Raw genomic sequence first — 15,294 nt, 5'->3', positions numbered from 1 at the left:
CATGCCGCTCGAACCATTCGCCCAGTCGCAGGCGCTCACCTTTGGCGTGGAGCTCGAGCTGCAGCTGGTGAACCTGTCGGACTTCAACCTGACGGCCGCCAGCCCCGACCTGCTGCACCTGTTGGCGCGCAAACCCTTTCCCGGCAACGTAACGCCGGAAATCGCCGAGAGCATGATCGAAATTAATTCGAGCGTGCACACCCACCACCTGCCGCTGCTGGCCGAACTGATCGAGATCCGCGACATCCTGGTGGCGGCCGGCGACCAGCTTAATATCGGCCTGTCGGGCGGCGGCACGCATCCGTTTCAGCATTGGTCGGAACAAAAGATCTTTGAAAAGCCGCGCTTTCGGGAACTGTCGGCGCTGTACGGCTATCTGGCCAAGCAGTTCACCGTGTTTGGCCAGCACGTGCACATTGGGTGCGCCTCGGGCGACGACGCCATGTTCCTGCTGCATTCGCTCAGCCGCTACATTCCGCATTTTATTGCGCTGTCGGCGTCGTCGCCCTTCGTGCAGGGGCATGACAGTCATTTCGATTCGGCGCGTTTGAATTCAGTCTTTGCTTTTCCGATGAGCGGGCGCGCGCCGTTCATGCTGACCTGGGACGAATTTGCCAATGCGTACTTTGCCAAGATGGAGGCCACCGGGATCATCAAGAGCATGAAGGATTTTTACTGGGATATCCGGCCCAAGCCGGAGTACGGCACCATCGAGCTGCGCGTGTGCGACACGCCGCTGACGGTGGAACGGGCGGCGGCGCTGGCGGGATACTTGCAGGCGCTGTGCCGCCACCTGCTGGAGCGGCGCGAAGAGGCGCCGGTGGAGGACGACTACCTGGTGTACAACTTCAACCGCTTCCAGGCGTGCCGGTTCGGGCTCGATGGATCGATCACGCATCCCAAGACGTACGAGACGACGTCGCTGCGGGACGATATTCTGGCGTCGCTGGAGCGGATGGAGCCGCACGGCGAGGCGCTGGGGAGCTTGGCGGCGTTACGGCATTTGTCGGCCGCGGCGCAGGGGTCGAGCGACGCGAGTTACCTGCGCATGGAGTATGCGGCGCATGGCAGCGCGGAGGCGATGGTGGATGCGGCGATCAGGCGCTTCAGGGGGAGCGGTGATTGAAGGGGCGATCGGTGGGAATACTATGCACTTCCACGGGCCGTAGGGCGGAAAAGGGCTTGCCCGCATTCCGCCATGCGTCTCGACGGCGCTTGACGCAAAAGGAGGCCGCCCAGCGCCTCCGGCCTTGTTCGACCTGGGCGTTGGCCAAGCCGATTGCAGCATCGGCCTTTTACAGCCGGGTTTCCCGCGCAGCCCGCAAAAACCGGTCCAAAATTGGCGTGCAATCGAGCAAATCCACGCCGCCCGCGCGGTGAAACTCCGGGTGCCACTGCAACCCCATCACAAAGTTCGCCCGCTGATACCGGATCGCTTCAATGATCCCGTCCGGGTCCGACACCGCCTCCACCACAATATCGCGCCCCAGATCCTTGACCGCCTGGTGGTGAATCGAATTGACAACCGGCCGCGCCCCCTTCGGAAACATCTGGCTGAGCGACGACCCCTCGGGAAACACGATCGCATGCCGATGCGCATCGTAATCCGAATGCACGTGCGCCAGCGCCTCAGGCACGTTGGTCGCCACATCCTGGTACAGGCTGCCGCCGAACGCCACATTGATCAGCTGGCAGCCACGGCAAATCCCCAGCACCGGTTTGCCCGCATCCACAAACTCATGCAGCAACTCCAGCTCATACAGGTCGCGCGCCCGGTCGCCATTCCACTCGGGCCTGGTCGGCGCCTCGGAATAGGTCTGCGGCGACACATCCGCCCCTCCCTGCAGCACCAGTCCGTCCAGATGGCGCGCGTAATGGCGCAAGGTGATGTTGCTGGGATGTAGAAGACCGCTGGTATTGACCGTCGGCACCATGAACACCAGCACGTCGCGCGACATCACCCACTGGGCGATCGATTCTTCAAGATATTGCAGATTTTTGCTGCGCAAACCCGTGGAACCAGGCTCCGGATGAAAAATGCGGGCAGAGACCCCGATGCGCAGCGTGCGGCGCAGAAAATCGCGTCCGATCTTGTCGCGCATCGCACGCCAGCGCGAACTGACGATGCGCCGGGCCAACGACAGTGGCGTGTCGTTGACCTTGAGATAGCGCGGCGGCGCATCGGCCGCGCGCCGGTCCGGAACGCGGGTGGCATGCGGCAGACCGTCTTTTTCGGTCGGCGGTCCGCGCCGGTCGGGCTTGTCATAATCGGGCATCCGTCAAATATAGCCCGATGTGCCCGTCGCACGATTCAAAGATGTAACAAAAAGGTTCCAGTGCAGCGTCACAGGGGAAACGACAGCAGCCTTTTGAGCGTGGCGACGATGTGGCGGTCGGCAACCGGTTTGTCGAGGATGCCGCGCACCCCCGCCGCCTTGGCCCGCTGGCTGTGATAGTGAAAGGCGCCGCCCACCAGCAGCACAATGGCGATGCGCTCGCCGCTGCGCTGGGTCTTGATGGCGCCGGCCAGGCCGTACGGATCGATCCCGGGCGTCGAGGTATTGATGAACACCACCGACACCGGCGTTTCCTCGCACAGCCGCACGGCGGTGGCGGCAGTATCGGTCCACTCGACGGCGATCGACTCGCCGATCAGCGTGGCCATGTGGTCGCGCAGCGCCCCGCTCTTGTCGATGATCAGCACGGCGCCCTTGATGGGCGCCTTGCGCCGCCTGGCGTACTCGTCCGGATCGGTGATGTCCAGGTCCAGCCGCGGCTGGCGCCGCCGCTCGGTGATGAAAGGCAGGCCGCGCGCGGTCAACTGCGCCTGCGCCTCGGCCCGGCGCTGCAGCAGCTCGCCCAGCACGGCGAACAGGCGCGGCAACTCGAGCGGGCGCGCCAGGCGCGGATACGGAAAATCGAGCACCGCATCGCCCACCACCAGCGCCGGTTCGAGCGCGGTGGGCGGCATGGCCATCAGGCGCGCCAGCGCCTTGATGTCGTCGCCGTTGGCGATCGTCAGGTCGGGGTCTTGCAAACTGTCTTCAAGCAGGCAAAAATAGCCCGGCCCGTCGACCGGCGCCTTGGCCAGGATATTGGCCAGGCGTGGTCTTTCCTCCGGGCAGAACCCGGTCAGGCGTATGGCAAAAGGGTATTTATGCATACATTTATGGCAACCCGGGGAAGAATTCACACGTCCGACACACTGTGCGTACGAATCTAACCACAATTGGCAGCGCTGGCAAGCAGTGATTCTCGCCGAATCTTCTTACTTTGCCGTCCGACAAGATAGAATGCGCAGGCATCCGCATAAAGAATTTTGACATGGCCACCAAAAAACCCGTATCCGACTACAGCGAATCATCCATCCGCGTTCTCAAGGGCCTCGAACCCGTAAAACAGCGTCCGGGCATGTACACCCGCACCGAGAATCCGCTTCACATCATCCAGGAAGTGATCGACAACGCCTCCGACGAAGCACTGGGAGGGCACTGCAAGAACATCGGCGTGACGCTCAACCCCGACGGTTCGATCACGGTGGAGGACGACGGCCGCGGCATCCCGGTCGGCCTGCACCCTGAAGAAAACGTGCCGACGGTGGAAATCGTCTTCACGCGATTGCACGCGGGCGGCAAGTTCGACAAGGGTTCGGGCGGCGCGTATGCGTTTTCGGGCGGCTTGCACGGCGTTGGCGTCTCGGTCACCAATGCGCTTTCCACGCGCCTGGAGATCACGGTCTGGCGCAAGGAAGAAAACGGCAACGGCATGCACAAGATGGCGTTCGCGCACGGCGACGTGATCGAACCGCTGGTCTCGGTGCCCGCCCCGCGCGACGGCAAAAAGAGCGGCACGCGCGTGACCGCCTGGCCCGATCCCAAGTATTTTGATTCGCCCGCCATCTCGCAGCCCGAGTTGCAGCGCCTGCTGCGCTCCAAGGCCGTGCTGCTGCCGGGCGTGACGGTCACGCTCACCAACGGCAAGACCGGCGACGTCACCACCTGGAAGTACGAAGAAGGCTTGCGCGGCTACCTGAACGAAATGCTGGCGCAAAGTTCGAGCGGCGAAACCCTGATCCCGGTGTTCGAAGGCGCCCAGTACTCGAACGGCGAAACCGACGGCTTTGCCGAAGGCGAAGGCGCGGCCTGGGTCGTGGCCTGGACCGAAGAAGGCGGCGTGGTGCGCGAGTCCTATGTCAACCTGATCCCGACCTCCAACGGCGGCACCCACGAATCGGGCCTGCGCGACGGCTTGTTTGGCGCCGTGAAAAGCTTCGTCGAGATGCACTCGCTGCTGCCAAAAGGCGTCAAGCTGCTGCCCGAAGACGTGTTTGCGCGCGTCTCGTTCGTGCTCTCGGCCAAGGTGCTCGACCCGCAGTTCCAGGGCCAGATCAAGGAGCGCCTGAACTCGCGCGACGCGGTGCGCCTGGTGTCGAGCTTTACCAAGCCGCCGCTCGAACTGTGGCTGAACCAGCACGTCGAATACGGCAAAAAGCTCGCTGACCTGGTCATCAAGCAGGCTCAGTCGCGCCTGCGCTCGCTGCAAAAGGTCGAGAAGAAAAAATCGTCGGGCGTGGCCGTTTTACCGGGCAAGCTGACCGATTGCGAATCGACCGACATTGCGCGCAACGAGATCTTCCTGGTCGAGGGCGACTCGGCGGGCGGCTCGGCCAAGATGGGGCGCGACAAGGAATTTCAGGCCATCCTGCCGTTGCGCGGCAAGGTGCTCAATTCATGGGAGACCGACCGCGACCGCCTGTTTGCCAACAACGAGATCCACGACATTGCGGTCGCCATTGGCGTGGACCCGCACAGCCACGGCGACGCACCTGATTTGTCCGGTCTTCGCTACGGCAAAATCTGCATCCTGTCGGACGCCGACGTCGACGGCTCGCACATCCAGGTACTGCTGCTCACGCTCTTTTTCAAGCACTTCCCTGCCCTGTTCACGAACGGGAACATCTGCATCGCGCGCCCGCCCCTGTACCGGGTTGACGCACCGGCGCGCGGCAAAAAGCCGATCCAGAAGCTGTATGCGCTCGACGCCGGCGAACTGCTGGCGATCGAAGACAAGCTGTCCAAGGACGGTTTGAAGGCAGGCGCGTGGAGCATCTCGCGCTTCAAGGGCCTGGGCGAGATGAACGCCGAACAGCTGTGGGAAACCACGATGAACCCGGACACGCGGCGCCTGCTGCCTGTGAAGCTGGGCGACTTCAGCCACGGCGACTCGTCGGCGCGCTTTAATATGTTGATGGGCAAGGGCGAGGCCGCAGCACGCCGCGCGTGGATCGAAGAGCACGGCAACGAAACGGAAGCGGATATCTGAGATGATCATCGGGATCGACCTTGGCACCACCAACAGCCTGGTAGCAGTCTGGCGCGACGGGAAGGCGAACATCATTCCCAACGCCCTGGGCCAGAACCTGACGCCCTCGTGCGTGGGCATGGACGACGACGGCACGGTGCTGATCGGCGAAGCGGCGCGCGCGCGCCTGCAGACCCACCCGCACCTGACGGCGGCCCTGTTCAAGCGCTACATGGGCAGCGAGCGCCAGACGCAGCTTGGCAAGCAGAGCTTCCGTCCGGAAGAACTGTCGTCGATGGTGCTGCGCTCGCTCAAGGAAGATGCCGAGGCCTTCCTCGGCCACAAGGTCACCGAAGCCATCATCACGGTGCCGGCGTATTTCAGCGACGCGCAGCGCAAGGCCACCCGCGTGGCCGGCCAGCTGGCAGGGCTGAAAGTCGAGCGCCTGCTCAACGAGCCGACCGCCGCGGCGCTTGCCTACGGCATCCAGGATACCCAGCGCGAGACCAAGTTTTTGGTGTTCGACCTGGGCGGGGGCACCTTCGACGTGTCGATCCTCGAACTGTTCGAAGGCGTGATGGAAGTGCGCGCCTCGGCCGGCGACAATTTTTTGGGCGGCGAAGACTTCGTCACCCTGATGTTCGACACTTTTTTCATCAAGAGTGGCCTGGACAAGGCACTCGGCGGCCAACCGCTCAGTCCCAGCCAGCGCCAGCGCCTGCGCGACGAGGCCGAACGCGTCAAGCGCGCGCTGTCGGAGGCCGCCACGGCGAAGATGACGTTCCACTACAACGGCACAGAATACAGCTGGGAGCTGAGCGAAGACGCGCTGGCGCAACTGTGCGAGCCGCTGATGCAGCGCCTGCGCACGCCGGTGGAGCGCGCGCTGCGCGACGCCACCATCAAGGCGTCCGAGCTCGATTCCGTGGTGCTGGCCGGCGGCGCCACGCGCATGCCGCTGGTGCGCAAACTGGCATCGCGCATGTTTGGCCGTTTCCCGATGATCCATCTCGATCCCGACGAAGCCATTGCCCTGGGCGCGGCCGTGCAGGCGGGCCTGAAAATGCGCGACGCGGCGCTCGACGAAGTGGTGATGACGGACGTGGCGCCGTATTCGCTGGGGATCGGCATTGCGCGTCAGGTCGGTCCCAACAACTATGAGGGCGGCCACTTCCTGCCCATCATCGAGCGCAATTCGACGGTGCCGGTGTCGCGCGTGGAGAACATCACCACCATCAACGACTACCAGAAGGAGCTGATGGTCAAGGTGTACCAGGGCGAGTCAAGGCGCGTTTCCGACAATATCTACCTGGGTACATTAACGTTTCCGATCGACGCGAAAAAAGCGGGCGAAGTGAGCGCCGACGTGCGCTTTACTTACGACGTGAGCGGCGTGCTGGAAGCGGAAATCACTGTGCTGCCCTCGCAGGAAAAGCACAAGCTGGTGATCACCGAAAACGCCGGCGTGATGACGCCCGCGCAGATCGAGCAGCGCCTGGTCGAACTGTCCGAACTGAAGATCCATCCGCGCGACCGGATTGAAAACCGCACGCTGGTGGCCCAGGCCGACCGTCTGTACGAACAGCTGCTCGGCCAGGACCGCGAATTTCTGGCCCAGCATATCGCCGCCTTCCAGGCCGTGCTCGACAAGCAGGAGCCGATCGCCACGCGCCGCGCGCGCGAGGTGCTCGAGCAGGTGATGCGCCAGCTCGAAGGCGGTATTTTCCTGTGAATGTGTGGACCATCCCGGGGACGAAGGCGACCGGCGACGAGCGCGAGATCAAGCGCGCGTGCGCCAGGAGGTTGAAAGTCACGCGTCCCGAGGAAAATCCCGAGGCGTTCCAGGAGCTGCGCGCAGCACACGATGCGGCGCTGCGGATGGGTGCCGGGCCGGTCGATGCAGCAAGCGGCCCGGCGCCGCAGATCTGGAATGACTTCGTGCTGCAGGAACCCGGCCAGGTGACGCGAGGACACAAGGCATTCTGCGACGGCGGTCCGCTGTTGAACTTGCTGGTTGCGGCCTGCGCCTTCCTGGCCCCTGCGCCTTTTGAAAGCGGGATCGCGCCGTGAATATCTGGTCCATTCTCGGGATAAAGGCCACCAGCGACGAACGCGCGATCAAACGCGCGTACGCCGCCAGGCTGAAAATTACCCGCCCCGAAGACGACCAGCAGGCGTTCCAGGCGTTGCGCGAGGCTTACGAGTCCGCCCTGCGGCTCGCAAGGCAAGCGGCGCTGGCCGACGAAGATGAGGACGAAGCTACTGAAGTTCCGGTGTACACCGCAGCCTACCAGCGCGGCCAGGAGGATGCGACCGAACCGGAAGCGCAAATCTATACCGCCGCCTACGAATTCGAACCGGCGTCCAGCTTGGCGGTGGATCCCATGATCGAAGCGCGCCGCGTATGGGTCGCTTTCCTGACCGACGTCCACGTAGAGCCGGGCCAGGCCCTGCGGCGGCTTGAAGTCGATGGCGAACTGCTCAACTTCGACGTGCGCCACTGCTTCGAGCTGTGCGCCGTCCAGTACTGTGCCGCAGAAGGATGCGCCGATGAATTGCGCGTGGCGCTGGCAGAGTACTTTCGATGGGAAGAGGACTGCATCCTGGTCTCGCGCGACATGCCAGAAGAGACAGGCGCCATGCTGTCATGGTTGCGCGCCTACCGCTCGCTCATGTATTTCCGCGCGCAGGCGGGCGAGGACGAAGCGGTTCGCGTATTGCTTGACGGCGAAGGCAAGAACAAGTTCCTGCGACTGTGCGATAAGGCGTTCACCGTCAGAATGCGCGAACTGGCAGCCTCGATCCGTTGGGGGCACGCCGACATGCTGCACTTTCACCTCGATGGCGACATCTTCGAAGCGTGGGAAGCAGCCGCCGAACGCAAGCGCTATTTTATTGGCACTGCGTTTGGCTCATTCCTGACCGGAATGGGATTGTGGTTGATCGCGGTTTTCACGCTGCACAATATTAATACAGTAACGCCTGAAGGGCAGACCGTCACCCTGCTGAAAGACTACGGTCTGCCGGCCTTCATCGTGGCCCATTCCATCTCCTTTATCGGCATTGGCTATCTGGTGTTCAAGGGACGCGATTACGCGGCGGCCCTGGGGAACTGGCTCGCGAAGATGGTGCATGACGTGCGCTTTCGACCGGGCGCACAATTTGGCTGGATGGGCGTGTTTGCGATTGCGTCGCTGTGCCTGTTCATCCCGAACCTGTCGAAGCTGGCCTCACTGTGCCTTTTTGCGGTGATGCTCGGTTGCGCCCTCGCCGCCACGTTTGCAAATTCAGCAGTAATGTCGCGCCGAGGGCTCGCTATTGCAGCTGTCGTCGGCGTCGTCGTCAGCCTGAGCATGGGTTACAGCAGTCATGGTGTCAACGGCATGTTGACATACATGCTGGCCGCATACTGCTTCTTCTTGCTGCTTAATCGCGGCGGGGCCGACCTGGCCGACTGGCTGGGCGTGCCGGACAGCTGGATCATCGTTGGCCGCGTTACCTGGCTCGCGGGCGTCGCCGCATTGACCGGCTACGCCGGCAGGGTGCAAGTCGATGCCGAGTACCCGCAGGGAATGTGGATCTGGCTGCTCGCCGGGATGCTGCTGTCACGGCCGACGATCCAGCATTTTTACGCCGTCATTGCAGCCTACGTCGTGCGCGCTCTTCTGTTCAATGTTTTCGGGGCGGCGTCGAGCCTCGCCAGCCAGCCCGTGGCCAGCCTCACCCTTGGCCTGATCTTTATCGCTACTTTCATGAGCGTGAACATGGTTCGCGCAAAAACCAATCAACATCAATTTTCATAAGCACCATGCCTAACCAAACCGATCTCTTTGAAGCACCTCCACCGCCGCCGGGCGACGACGACGCCGAAACGCTGACGCTGTCCACCTTCGCCGAACGCGCCTACCTCGACTACGCCGTCTCGGTCGTCAAGGGCCGCGCGCTGCCGGACGTGGCGGACGGCCAGAAGCCGGTCCAGCGCCGCATCCTGTACCGCATGAACGAACTGCGCCTCTCGGCCACGGCCAAGCCGAGCAAATCGGCCGCCGTGGTCGGCGACGTGATGGGTAAATTGCACCCGCACGGCGACCAGTCGATTTATGACGCCATGGTACGCATGGCGCAGGAGTTTTCGCTGCGCTACCCGCTGATCGACGGCCAGGGCAATTTCGGCTCGCGCGACGGTGACGGCGCTGCGGCGATGCGCTACACGGAAGCACGTCTGAGCCCTATCGCGGCGCTGCTGCTCGATGAAATCGACCAGGGCACGGTCGACTTCCAGCCCAACTACGACGGCGAACACAAGGAACCGAAGACGCTGCCGGCCCGCCTGCCAATGGTGCTGCTCAATGGCGCCTCGGGCATCGCGGTTGGTCTGGCGACGGAAATCCCGTCGCACAACCTGACCGAGGTGGCGCAGGCCGCGGTGGCGATGATCCGCAACCCGAAAATCACGCACACCGAACTGATGGCGCTGGTGCCCGGCCCGGACTTCCCGGGCGGCGGGCAGATCATCACGCCGCCGGCGCAGATCGCCGAGATGTACGCCACCGGGCGCGGCTCGATGAAGGTACGCGCGCGCTGGAAGATCGAAGAGCTGGCGCGCGGGCAGTGGCAGGCCGTGGTGTCGGAACTGCCGCCGGGGACGTCGTCGCAAAAGGTGCTCGAGGAAATCGAGGAGCTGACCAATCCGAAAATCAGGATGGGCAAAAAAGCACTCTCGCCGGAACAGCTCACGCTCAAGCAGCTGATCCTCGGTTCGCTCGACACGATCCGCGACGAATCGGGCCGCGCCGCACCGGTGCGCTTGGTGTTCGAGCCGAAGTCGAAGAACCAGGACCAGACCGAATTCATGCAGATGCTGCTGGCGCATACGTCGCTGGAGTCGTCGAACTCGATCAACCTGGTCATGATCGGCGGCGACGGCCGTCCGCGCCAAAAAGGGCTGACCGACATCTTGCAGGAATGGATCGACTTCCGCTTTGTGACGGTGCGCCGGCGCACCGAGCACAGGCTGGGCAAGGTCAATGATCGCATCCACATTCTGGAGGGGCGCGAGGCGGTCCTGCTCAATATCGATGAAGTGATCCGCATCATCCGCAATTCTGACGAGCCGAAAGCGGCCCTGATTGCAGAATTCAGGCTGTCGGACATCCAGGCCGAAGATATTCTCGAATTGCGCCTGCGCCAGCTCGCGCGCCTGGAACACATCAAAATTCAGCAGGAACTGGCCGCACTGCGCAAGGACAAGGCATCGCTGCAGGATATCCTCGACAACCCGGCAACGATGAAACGCCTGATCATCAAGGAGATCGAGGCCGACGCCAAGCAGTACGGCGACACGCGCCGCACGCTGATCGAGGAAGCGCAGCGCGCCAGCACCGAACAGAAAATCATCGACGAACCGGTCACGGTCATCATTTCCGAAAAAGGCTGGGTGCGCGCGCGTACCGGCATCGGCCACGATATCGCGCAATTCACCTTCAAGGCGGGCGACTCGCTGTACGGCGCCTTCGAATGCCGCACCGTTGACACCCTGCTCGGCTTTGGCGACAACGGCAAGGTCTATTCCGTGCCCGTGGCGGCCCTGCCGGGCGCGCGCGGCGACGGCGTGCCGGTGACGACGCTGGTCGATCTGTCGGGCGGCGTGCGCATCCTGCATTACTTTGCGGGGAGCGCCGCGACCAACCTGTTGCTGTCGTCTTCGAGCGGCTACGGTTTCGCGGCCAAGGCTGGCGACATGGTCAGCCGGCTACGGGGCGGCAAAGCTTTCATGACACTCGACGAAGGCGGCGCGCCACTGCCGCCGCAGGTCGTGGCGGCCAATGCCAGTGCCGTGGCGTGCCTGTCCGAAAAGGGTCGGCTGCTGGTGTTCGGCATGGATGAACTCAAGACGCTGACCAATGGCGGGCGCGGCGTCACGCTGATGGAACTGGAGCCGAAGGAAAAGCTGATATCGGTGCAGCCGATCAGCCAAAAGGGCGTGACCGTGCACGGCACCTGGGCCGGCAACAAGCCGCGCGACGTGGACTTGTCCGCTTCAGGGCTGGCGGTCCACTTTGGCAAGCGCGCGCGCAAGGGCAAGGCGCTGGTGGCCAAGATCAAGTGCATCACGCTCAAACCGATCGTATAGTGACGGCAAACGTAGGGCGGAAAAGCGAGAGCGCATTCCGCCGATGCATGCGTTAATGGGTCGCACGCACTGGCGGAATGCGCTTGCGCTTTTCCGCCCTACGGGAAGCGGCATCTCATGGCTTGATCAGACTTGATCAGCCAACAAAAAACGGAGCCCGCAGGCTCCGTTTTTCTTTACTGCTGAACCAATATTACTTGGTTGCGGCTTTTTTTACGTCAGCTTTGGCTTCCGCTTTGACTTCTGCAGTCTTGGCAGCAGCAACAGCCTTGTCGGCGCCAGCTTCAACAGCAACTTTCTCTGCTTTTGCATCAGCTTTGATCATCTTCTTTTCAGCCTTCAAGTTGGCGGAAGCAACTTTCTTCTCGCCCTTGGCTTCTGCTTTCATTTTGTCTTCTGGGTCTGCCTTGGCGACATGTTCCACTGCGTCGGCGTGAGCTTCAACAGCTTTCGCTTTGGCTTTGACTTTCTTTTCGTGGGCTTTAGCATGAGCTTTGGTGACTTTGGTGTCAGCCTTGGCGTCGACTTTGGCTTCTTTCATCTCTGCCTTGGCGATGTCCTTGTCACCTTCGGCAACTGCTTTAACAACAGCCGACGATGCTGGCGTAGCAGCAGTAGCCTTGGCGGTCACTGCAGGAGTTTGTGCAAAAACCGACGTAGCAAACAAACCGGCGATCAGGGTAGCGAGTAATTTATTCATGTTTAGGTGCCTTTAACTATATGGTGGAAATTCGTGAGCGTTTCGGAGCGAAGTTCCCGCTGATCTAGCGTCCTCAACTGTATGTTTCGTCAAGTAACGGATCCAGAATATGGTTTATAGACAACAGGGTCTGTGCGCCACCGCACGCACTTTATGGGTACTCAAAGGCAATATCAAGACGAGGAAAAAGGCGACCCCATCAACAGACCTCCCGTACCTGCGGGCACTACGCCTATTTCCCGCTGTAGAGATCGATGATCGTTTCAATGCCGTCGTTACAGACGTTACAGAATCTTTCACTTCGGTCAAACATAATGCATTGCATCTCAGAACGATAAAAGCCTTTCGCCTCGTAATTGGCGCCTTCGAAAGCGCCCACGGTGCGCCGCTGCGGAGCCTGTGAAAACAATTTGCCCGTAAACGCCAAGTCTTCGCGAAACAGGGCGTTCATGTCCGACTCCGGCCGATTGGCGGCGCGCAGCGCGGCGCGGCGCTTCTGGTAAGCGCGCGAATGCTCCTCGTATTCGGCCTTGGGCCAGGGCGTCGGCAAGGGCGTCCCGGCCAGGACATGGCGCTTCCATTTAAGCGCGGCCGGGTCGCGCAGCGCCGTCACATTCGGCTCCCACGGCTCCATGCGCTTGTCCGACGGCGCGTACGCCACCGGCGAAGTGTAGTACTCGTCGGCCAGGCCGGCGAAGTGGTGGCCGAATTCGTGCACGAACAAGTAATTGGCCCAGTCGTTGCTGGCCGCAGCGGTGCTGAACTGGCCGAAGATGCCGCCGCCCCCGTAAGTGTCGTTGTTGACCAAAATTTCAATGAACTCGTAGGGCGCGTGCTGGGCGATCTCGCGCAGGGCGCGGTTGTCGAGCGTAAGCACATAGCGCTCGCTGCCGAAAATGTCGTAGCGCGTGCCCAGGGCCGACGCATGGTGCACGCCGGTCGACGGGCGCGAAACGCCCGGCTCCTGGGTTGGTACGGCCAGGCCCCAGACATTGAAGTCTGCAGCGCGCTCCTTGAACGGCGAGACGGTGAACAAATGGTCGGCCAGGCGTTTTGCATCGGCTTCGAATTTTTTCATGTCGGCGGCGGTGTAGCCGTCGCCAATGACGAGCAGGTCGACCTTGTCGGGCGAGGCGCCGTTGACCCGGATCGGGATCGGCCAGGCGGGGGCAGGTTGCTGCTTGCGCACCACGTCCGGCGCATCGGTGTCGAGCTCCACGCTCCACGCCACCGAGAACTGATTGCGTTCATCGCGTTTCAGTACGCGCACGCGCACCGGAGCGGCCGGCTTGGGGAAGCGCACCGATTCCTGGAATGAGCGGCTGGCCTTGGTCGCTTCATCGGTAGTGCGCCATTCGCCGAAGATGGTGGAAAAGCCGCGCGAATAGAGCAAGTCGCCGGTTTTGGCGTCGACCACTTCGACCCGGTTCTGGCCACGGTCGGTGTTGTCGAGCCCTTGCGCCAGGCTGCCGGGCCACGGCAGCGGTTCGACGACGACGCGTTCGAGGGCGTACTGGTCGGACAGGGCATTGCCGCTGTGGGTGTAGTCGACGCGGATCGTGGCTGGTTGGGCGGCGTGCGCGGTGGCGGCGGCCAGCGCCAGCATGGCGGCGCAAAAACGCAGGATATGGAGCGGGGACAGGGGCATGGCGGGTCCTTGCGGGAGGGTGATTGTTGCTCCCATTGTAAGGCGCGTGTGAGGATCATCAATATATTGAGTTACACCCGGAACACCCGCCACATCGTCCTCGCGCACGCGGGGACGATGTGGCGGAAGCGCGGGGCACTTGGCGGCCCCCGCACAACGCCGATGTTACCTGTATTGGTAAAACGGCTGCTGAATCTTGATCGGCTTGACGTCCAGCCGAATGTCATACACCGAATACGCATCGGCCACCGTGGATGCATACCCCACGCTGTCGTTGATCCGGCTCAGCTTGAACTCGAAGCCCAGGTCCGCCTGCAAGTCGCGCGGGCTGCCAAAGGCAATGCCGATGGCGTCCGGCTGGTCGCTGTCAAGCAGCTTGGTCATCAGGTCGACAATGGTGGTGTGCCCCAGCACATCGGCCGTAAACAACGGCCCCTTGTAGTACGGATTGGCCGGATCGAATTTACCGCCAAGCTTGTCCGCGCCTGGTGTAAAAACGTGGCTGGCAATGTTGAAGCGGTCGCCATTGTCAAGATAGCTCAAACGCGCGTTGCTGACATTGAAAGGACCCGGCACGCTGCTCGCATGGCGCAGGTCGATCAGCAGCGCCCCCTTGTAACCCAGCACTTCCACGTCGCGGTTGGGATGGATGATCATGGCGGTATTTTCGTCGATCCCCAGCCCGGTCTTGTAACCCTTGGCCAGCATCACCGGCAGCATGCGCGCGAAGCGCCCGCGCACCAGCAGGTGCTGGTCGACGAACACGTCGTCGCCAATGAAGCCGATCCCCGGCGCCATCTCCATGCCGTCGGCCACGCCGCGCTTGAGCGTGGTCAGCACCGAGCTGACGTTGTAGAACATGGTCTTGCTCATGATCGCCGCGCCGGCGCTGGTTCCGGCGATTACGCCGCCGCGCCGGTACAGCTGCCACAGGGCGTCGAGCATCAGCGTGCTGCTGCCGTCCGGTTTGCGCAGCGCTTCGGTGATGCGGGCCTGGTCGCCGCCGACGAAATACGCGCCCGCCGCGGAACTGACCTGCGCCGCAAGCGCCGCATCATTGGCCAGCGCGCGGTAATCGGTATTGGGAAGCTTGACAGCGATCGGCACCACAAAGGCGTCGGCGCCGTAGAAATTGAGGCGCGCCACATCGAGCCTGGCGGCGCGTTCAGGATTGGCCGAGGCCGAGCCGAAGACGGCAATGCGCGCGCCCTTGCCGCCGGCCAGTTCGACGATCCGTTCCCAGACCGGTTCGTTCTCGCCGCGCAGGCCACCGCCAATGATCACCAGCGTGCCTTTCGGCGCCACCGCCGCCCCGGCCGGCGCCTTGGCCTCGGCCGGGCTACTTGCCTTGACCTGGTCCTGCGCCTTGATCTCCGGCTGCACCGGCGCGGCGGCCGGCGCCGGCGCCGGAACCGCTACCTGCGCCCCCGCCACGCCGGCCAGAGCGGCCAGCACCAGCGCCACTAATACACTCTGTGCAGATTGGCGGGCCATTTTCAACATCGGTGTTTC

At 62.6% G+C, this 15,294-nt stretch carries 11 protein-coding genes; 6 read left to right on the top strand and 5 right to left on the bottom strand.

Translation table 11 applies throughout. From position 1 onward, the window contains the following. Position 1: 1 nt before the first annotated feature. Positions 2-1,126, top strand: coding sequence for a YbdK family carboxylate-amine ligase (locus ACP7BV_RS12715; protein ID WP_426104196.1), 1,125 nt, complete (start codon positions 2-4; stop codon positions 1,124-1,126). Between the two features lie 169 nt (positions 1,127-1,295). Here the strand turns inward: ACP7BV_RS12715 and ACP7BV_RS12710 are convergent, their stop codons facing one another. Together ACP7BV_RS12710 and ACP7BV_RS12705 are read right to left on the bottom strand one after the other, a co-directional pair. After that, positions 1,296-2,276, bottom strand: coding sequence for a gamma-glutamyl-gamma-aminobutyrate hydrolase family protein (locus ACP7BV_RS12710; RefSeq protein ID WP_426104194.1), 981 nt, complete (start codon positions 2,274-2,276; stop codon positions 1,296-1,298). Between the two features lie 68 nt (positions 2,277-2,344). Beyond that, positions 2,345-3,163 carry a response regulator gene (locus ACP7BV_RS12705; protein ID WP_426104192.1) on the bottom strand — a complete coding sequence of 273 codons (819 nt, stop codon included), beginning with the start codon at positions 3,161-3,163 and terminating at the stop codon, positions 2,345-2,347. Between the two features lie 161 nt (positions 3,164-3,324). On the opposite strand from ACP7BV_RS12705, the gene ACP7BV_RS12700 reads away from it, so the two are divergent. The 5 genes from ACP7BV_RS12700 to parC are packed head-to-tail and all read left to right on the top strand — an operon-like array spanning position 3,325 to position 11,434. After that, on the top strand, positions 3,325-5,322 hold the full coding sequence (locus tag ACP7BV_RS12700; protein ID WP_426104190.1) for a DNA topoisomerase IV subunit B: 1,998 nt from the start codon (positions 3,325-3,327) through the stop codon (positions 5,320-5,322). A gap of 1 nt (position 5,323) precedes the next feature. Beyond that, entirely contained in the window at positions 5,324-7,033 is a 1,710-nt protein-coding gene (locus ACP7BV_RS12695) for a molecular chaperone HscC (RefSeq protein WP_426104189.1), read from the top strand. Beyond that, positions 7,030-7,371 carry a hypothetical protein gene (locus ACP7BV_RS12690; RefSeq protein WP_426104188.1) on the top strand — a complete coding sequence of 114 codons (342 nt, stop codon included), beginning with the start codon at positions 7,030-7,032 and terminating at the stop codon, positions 7,369-7,371. Before ACP7BV_RS12695 ends, ACP7BV_RS12690 begins: the two co-directional genes overlap by 4 nt. After that, positions 7,368-9,104, top strand: a complete 1,737-nt coding sequence (locus ACP7BV_RS12685; protein WP_426104187.1) for a hypothetical protein — start codon at positions 7,368-7,370, stop codon at positions 9,102-9,104. The genes ACP7BV_RS12690 and ACP7BV_RS12685 overlap by 4 nt, the downstream gene beginning before the upstream one ends. Before the next feature lie 5 nt (positions 9,105-9,109). Then, positions 9,110-11,434, top strand: a complete 2,325-nt coding sequence (gene parC, locus ACP7BV_RS12680; protein ID WP_426104185.1) for a DNA topoisomerase IV subunit A — start codon at positions 9,110-9,112, stop codon at positions 11,432-11,434. A 193-nt stretch (positions 11,435-11,627) separates the two neighbouring features. Here the strand turns inward: parC and ACP7BV_RS12675 are convergent, their stop codons facing one another. The 3 genes from ACP7BV_RS12675 to ACP7BV_RS12665 all read right to left on the bottom strand — a co-directional run bounded on the left by ACP7BV_RS12675 (position 11,628) and on the right by ACP7BV_RS12665 (position 15,285). Continuing rightward, positions 11,628-12,134: a hypothetical protein gene (locus ACP7BV_RS12675; RefSeq protein WP_426104184.1), complete on the bottom strand. Its 507-nt coding sequence runs from the start codon at positions 12,132-12,134 to the stop codon at positions 11,628-11,630. 232 nt (positions 12,135-12,366) lie between these two features. Next, the gene (locus tag ACP7BV_RS12670) at positions 12,367-13,782 is read right to left on the bottom strand and encodes a M64 family metallopeptidase (RefSeq protein ID WP_426104183.1); all 1,416 of its coding nucleotides are present in this window, start codon (positions 13,780-13,782) and stop codon (positions 12,367-12,369) included. Between the two features lie 165 nt (positions 13,783-13,947). Further along, positions 13,948-15,285 (bottom strand): cyanophycinase, encoded by a 1,338-nt coding sequence (locus ACP7BV_RS12665; protein ID WP_426104182.1) that lies wholly within the window; start codon positions 15,283-15,285, stop codon positions 13,948-13,950. Between the last annotated feature and the right edge of the window lie 9 nt (positions 15,286-15,294).

It is taken from the genome of Massilia sp. TSP1-1-2, from assembly GCF_049896185.1.
In the GTDB taxonomy this organism is placed as follows: domain Bacteria; phylum Pseudomonadota; class Gammaproteobacteria; order Burkholderiales; family Burkholderiaceae_D; genus Telluria_A.
Note: the sequence above shows the minus strand (reverse complement) of the source record. Positions and strands in the feature narration are given on the sequence as shown.

Bases quoted from the DNA above. Each gene is read 5' to 3' on its own strand.
- ACP7BV_RS12710 (WP_426104194.1), bottom strand. From the start codon at position 2,276: ATGCCCGATTATGACAAGCCCGACCGGCGCGGACCGCCGACCGAAAAA.
- ACP7BV_RS12665 (WP_426104182.1), bottom strand. From the start codon at position 15,285: ATGTTGAAAATGGCCCGCCAATCTGCACAGAGTGTATTAGTGGCGCTG.
- ACP7BV_RS12715 (WP_426104196.1), top strand. From the start codon at position 2: ATGCCGCTCGAACCATTCGCCCAGTCGCAGGCGCTCACCTTTGGCGTG.
- ACP7BV_RS12705 (WP_426104192.1), bottom strand. From the start codon at position 3,163: ATGCATAAATACCCTTTTGCCATACGCCTGACCGGGTTCTGCCCGGAG.
- ACP7BV_RS12670 (WP_426104183.1), bottom strand. From the start codon at position 13,782: ATGCCCCTGTCCCCGCTCCATATCCTGCGTTTTTGCGCCGCCATGCTG.
- parC (WP_426104185.1), top strand. From the start codon at position 9,110: ATGCCTAACCAAACCGATCTCTTTGAAGCACCTCCACCGCCGCCGGGC.
- ACP7BV_RS12675 (WP_426104184.1), bottom strand. From the start codon at position 12,134: ATGAATAAATTACTCGCTACCCTGATCGCCGGTTTGTTTGCTACGTCG.
- ACP7BV_RS12695 (WP_426104189.1), top strand. From the start codon at position 5,324: ATGATCATCGGGATCGACCTTGGCACCACCAACAGCCTGGTAGCAGTC.
- ACP7BV_RS12700 (WP_426104190.1), top strand. From the start codon at position 3,325: ATGGCCACCAAAAAACCCGTATCCGACTACAGCGAATCATCCATCCGC.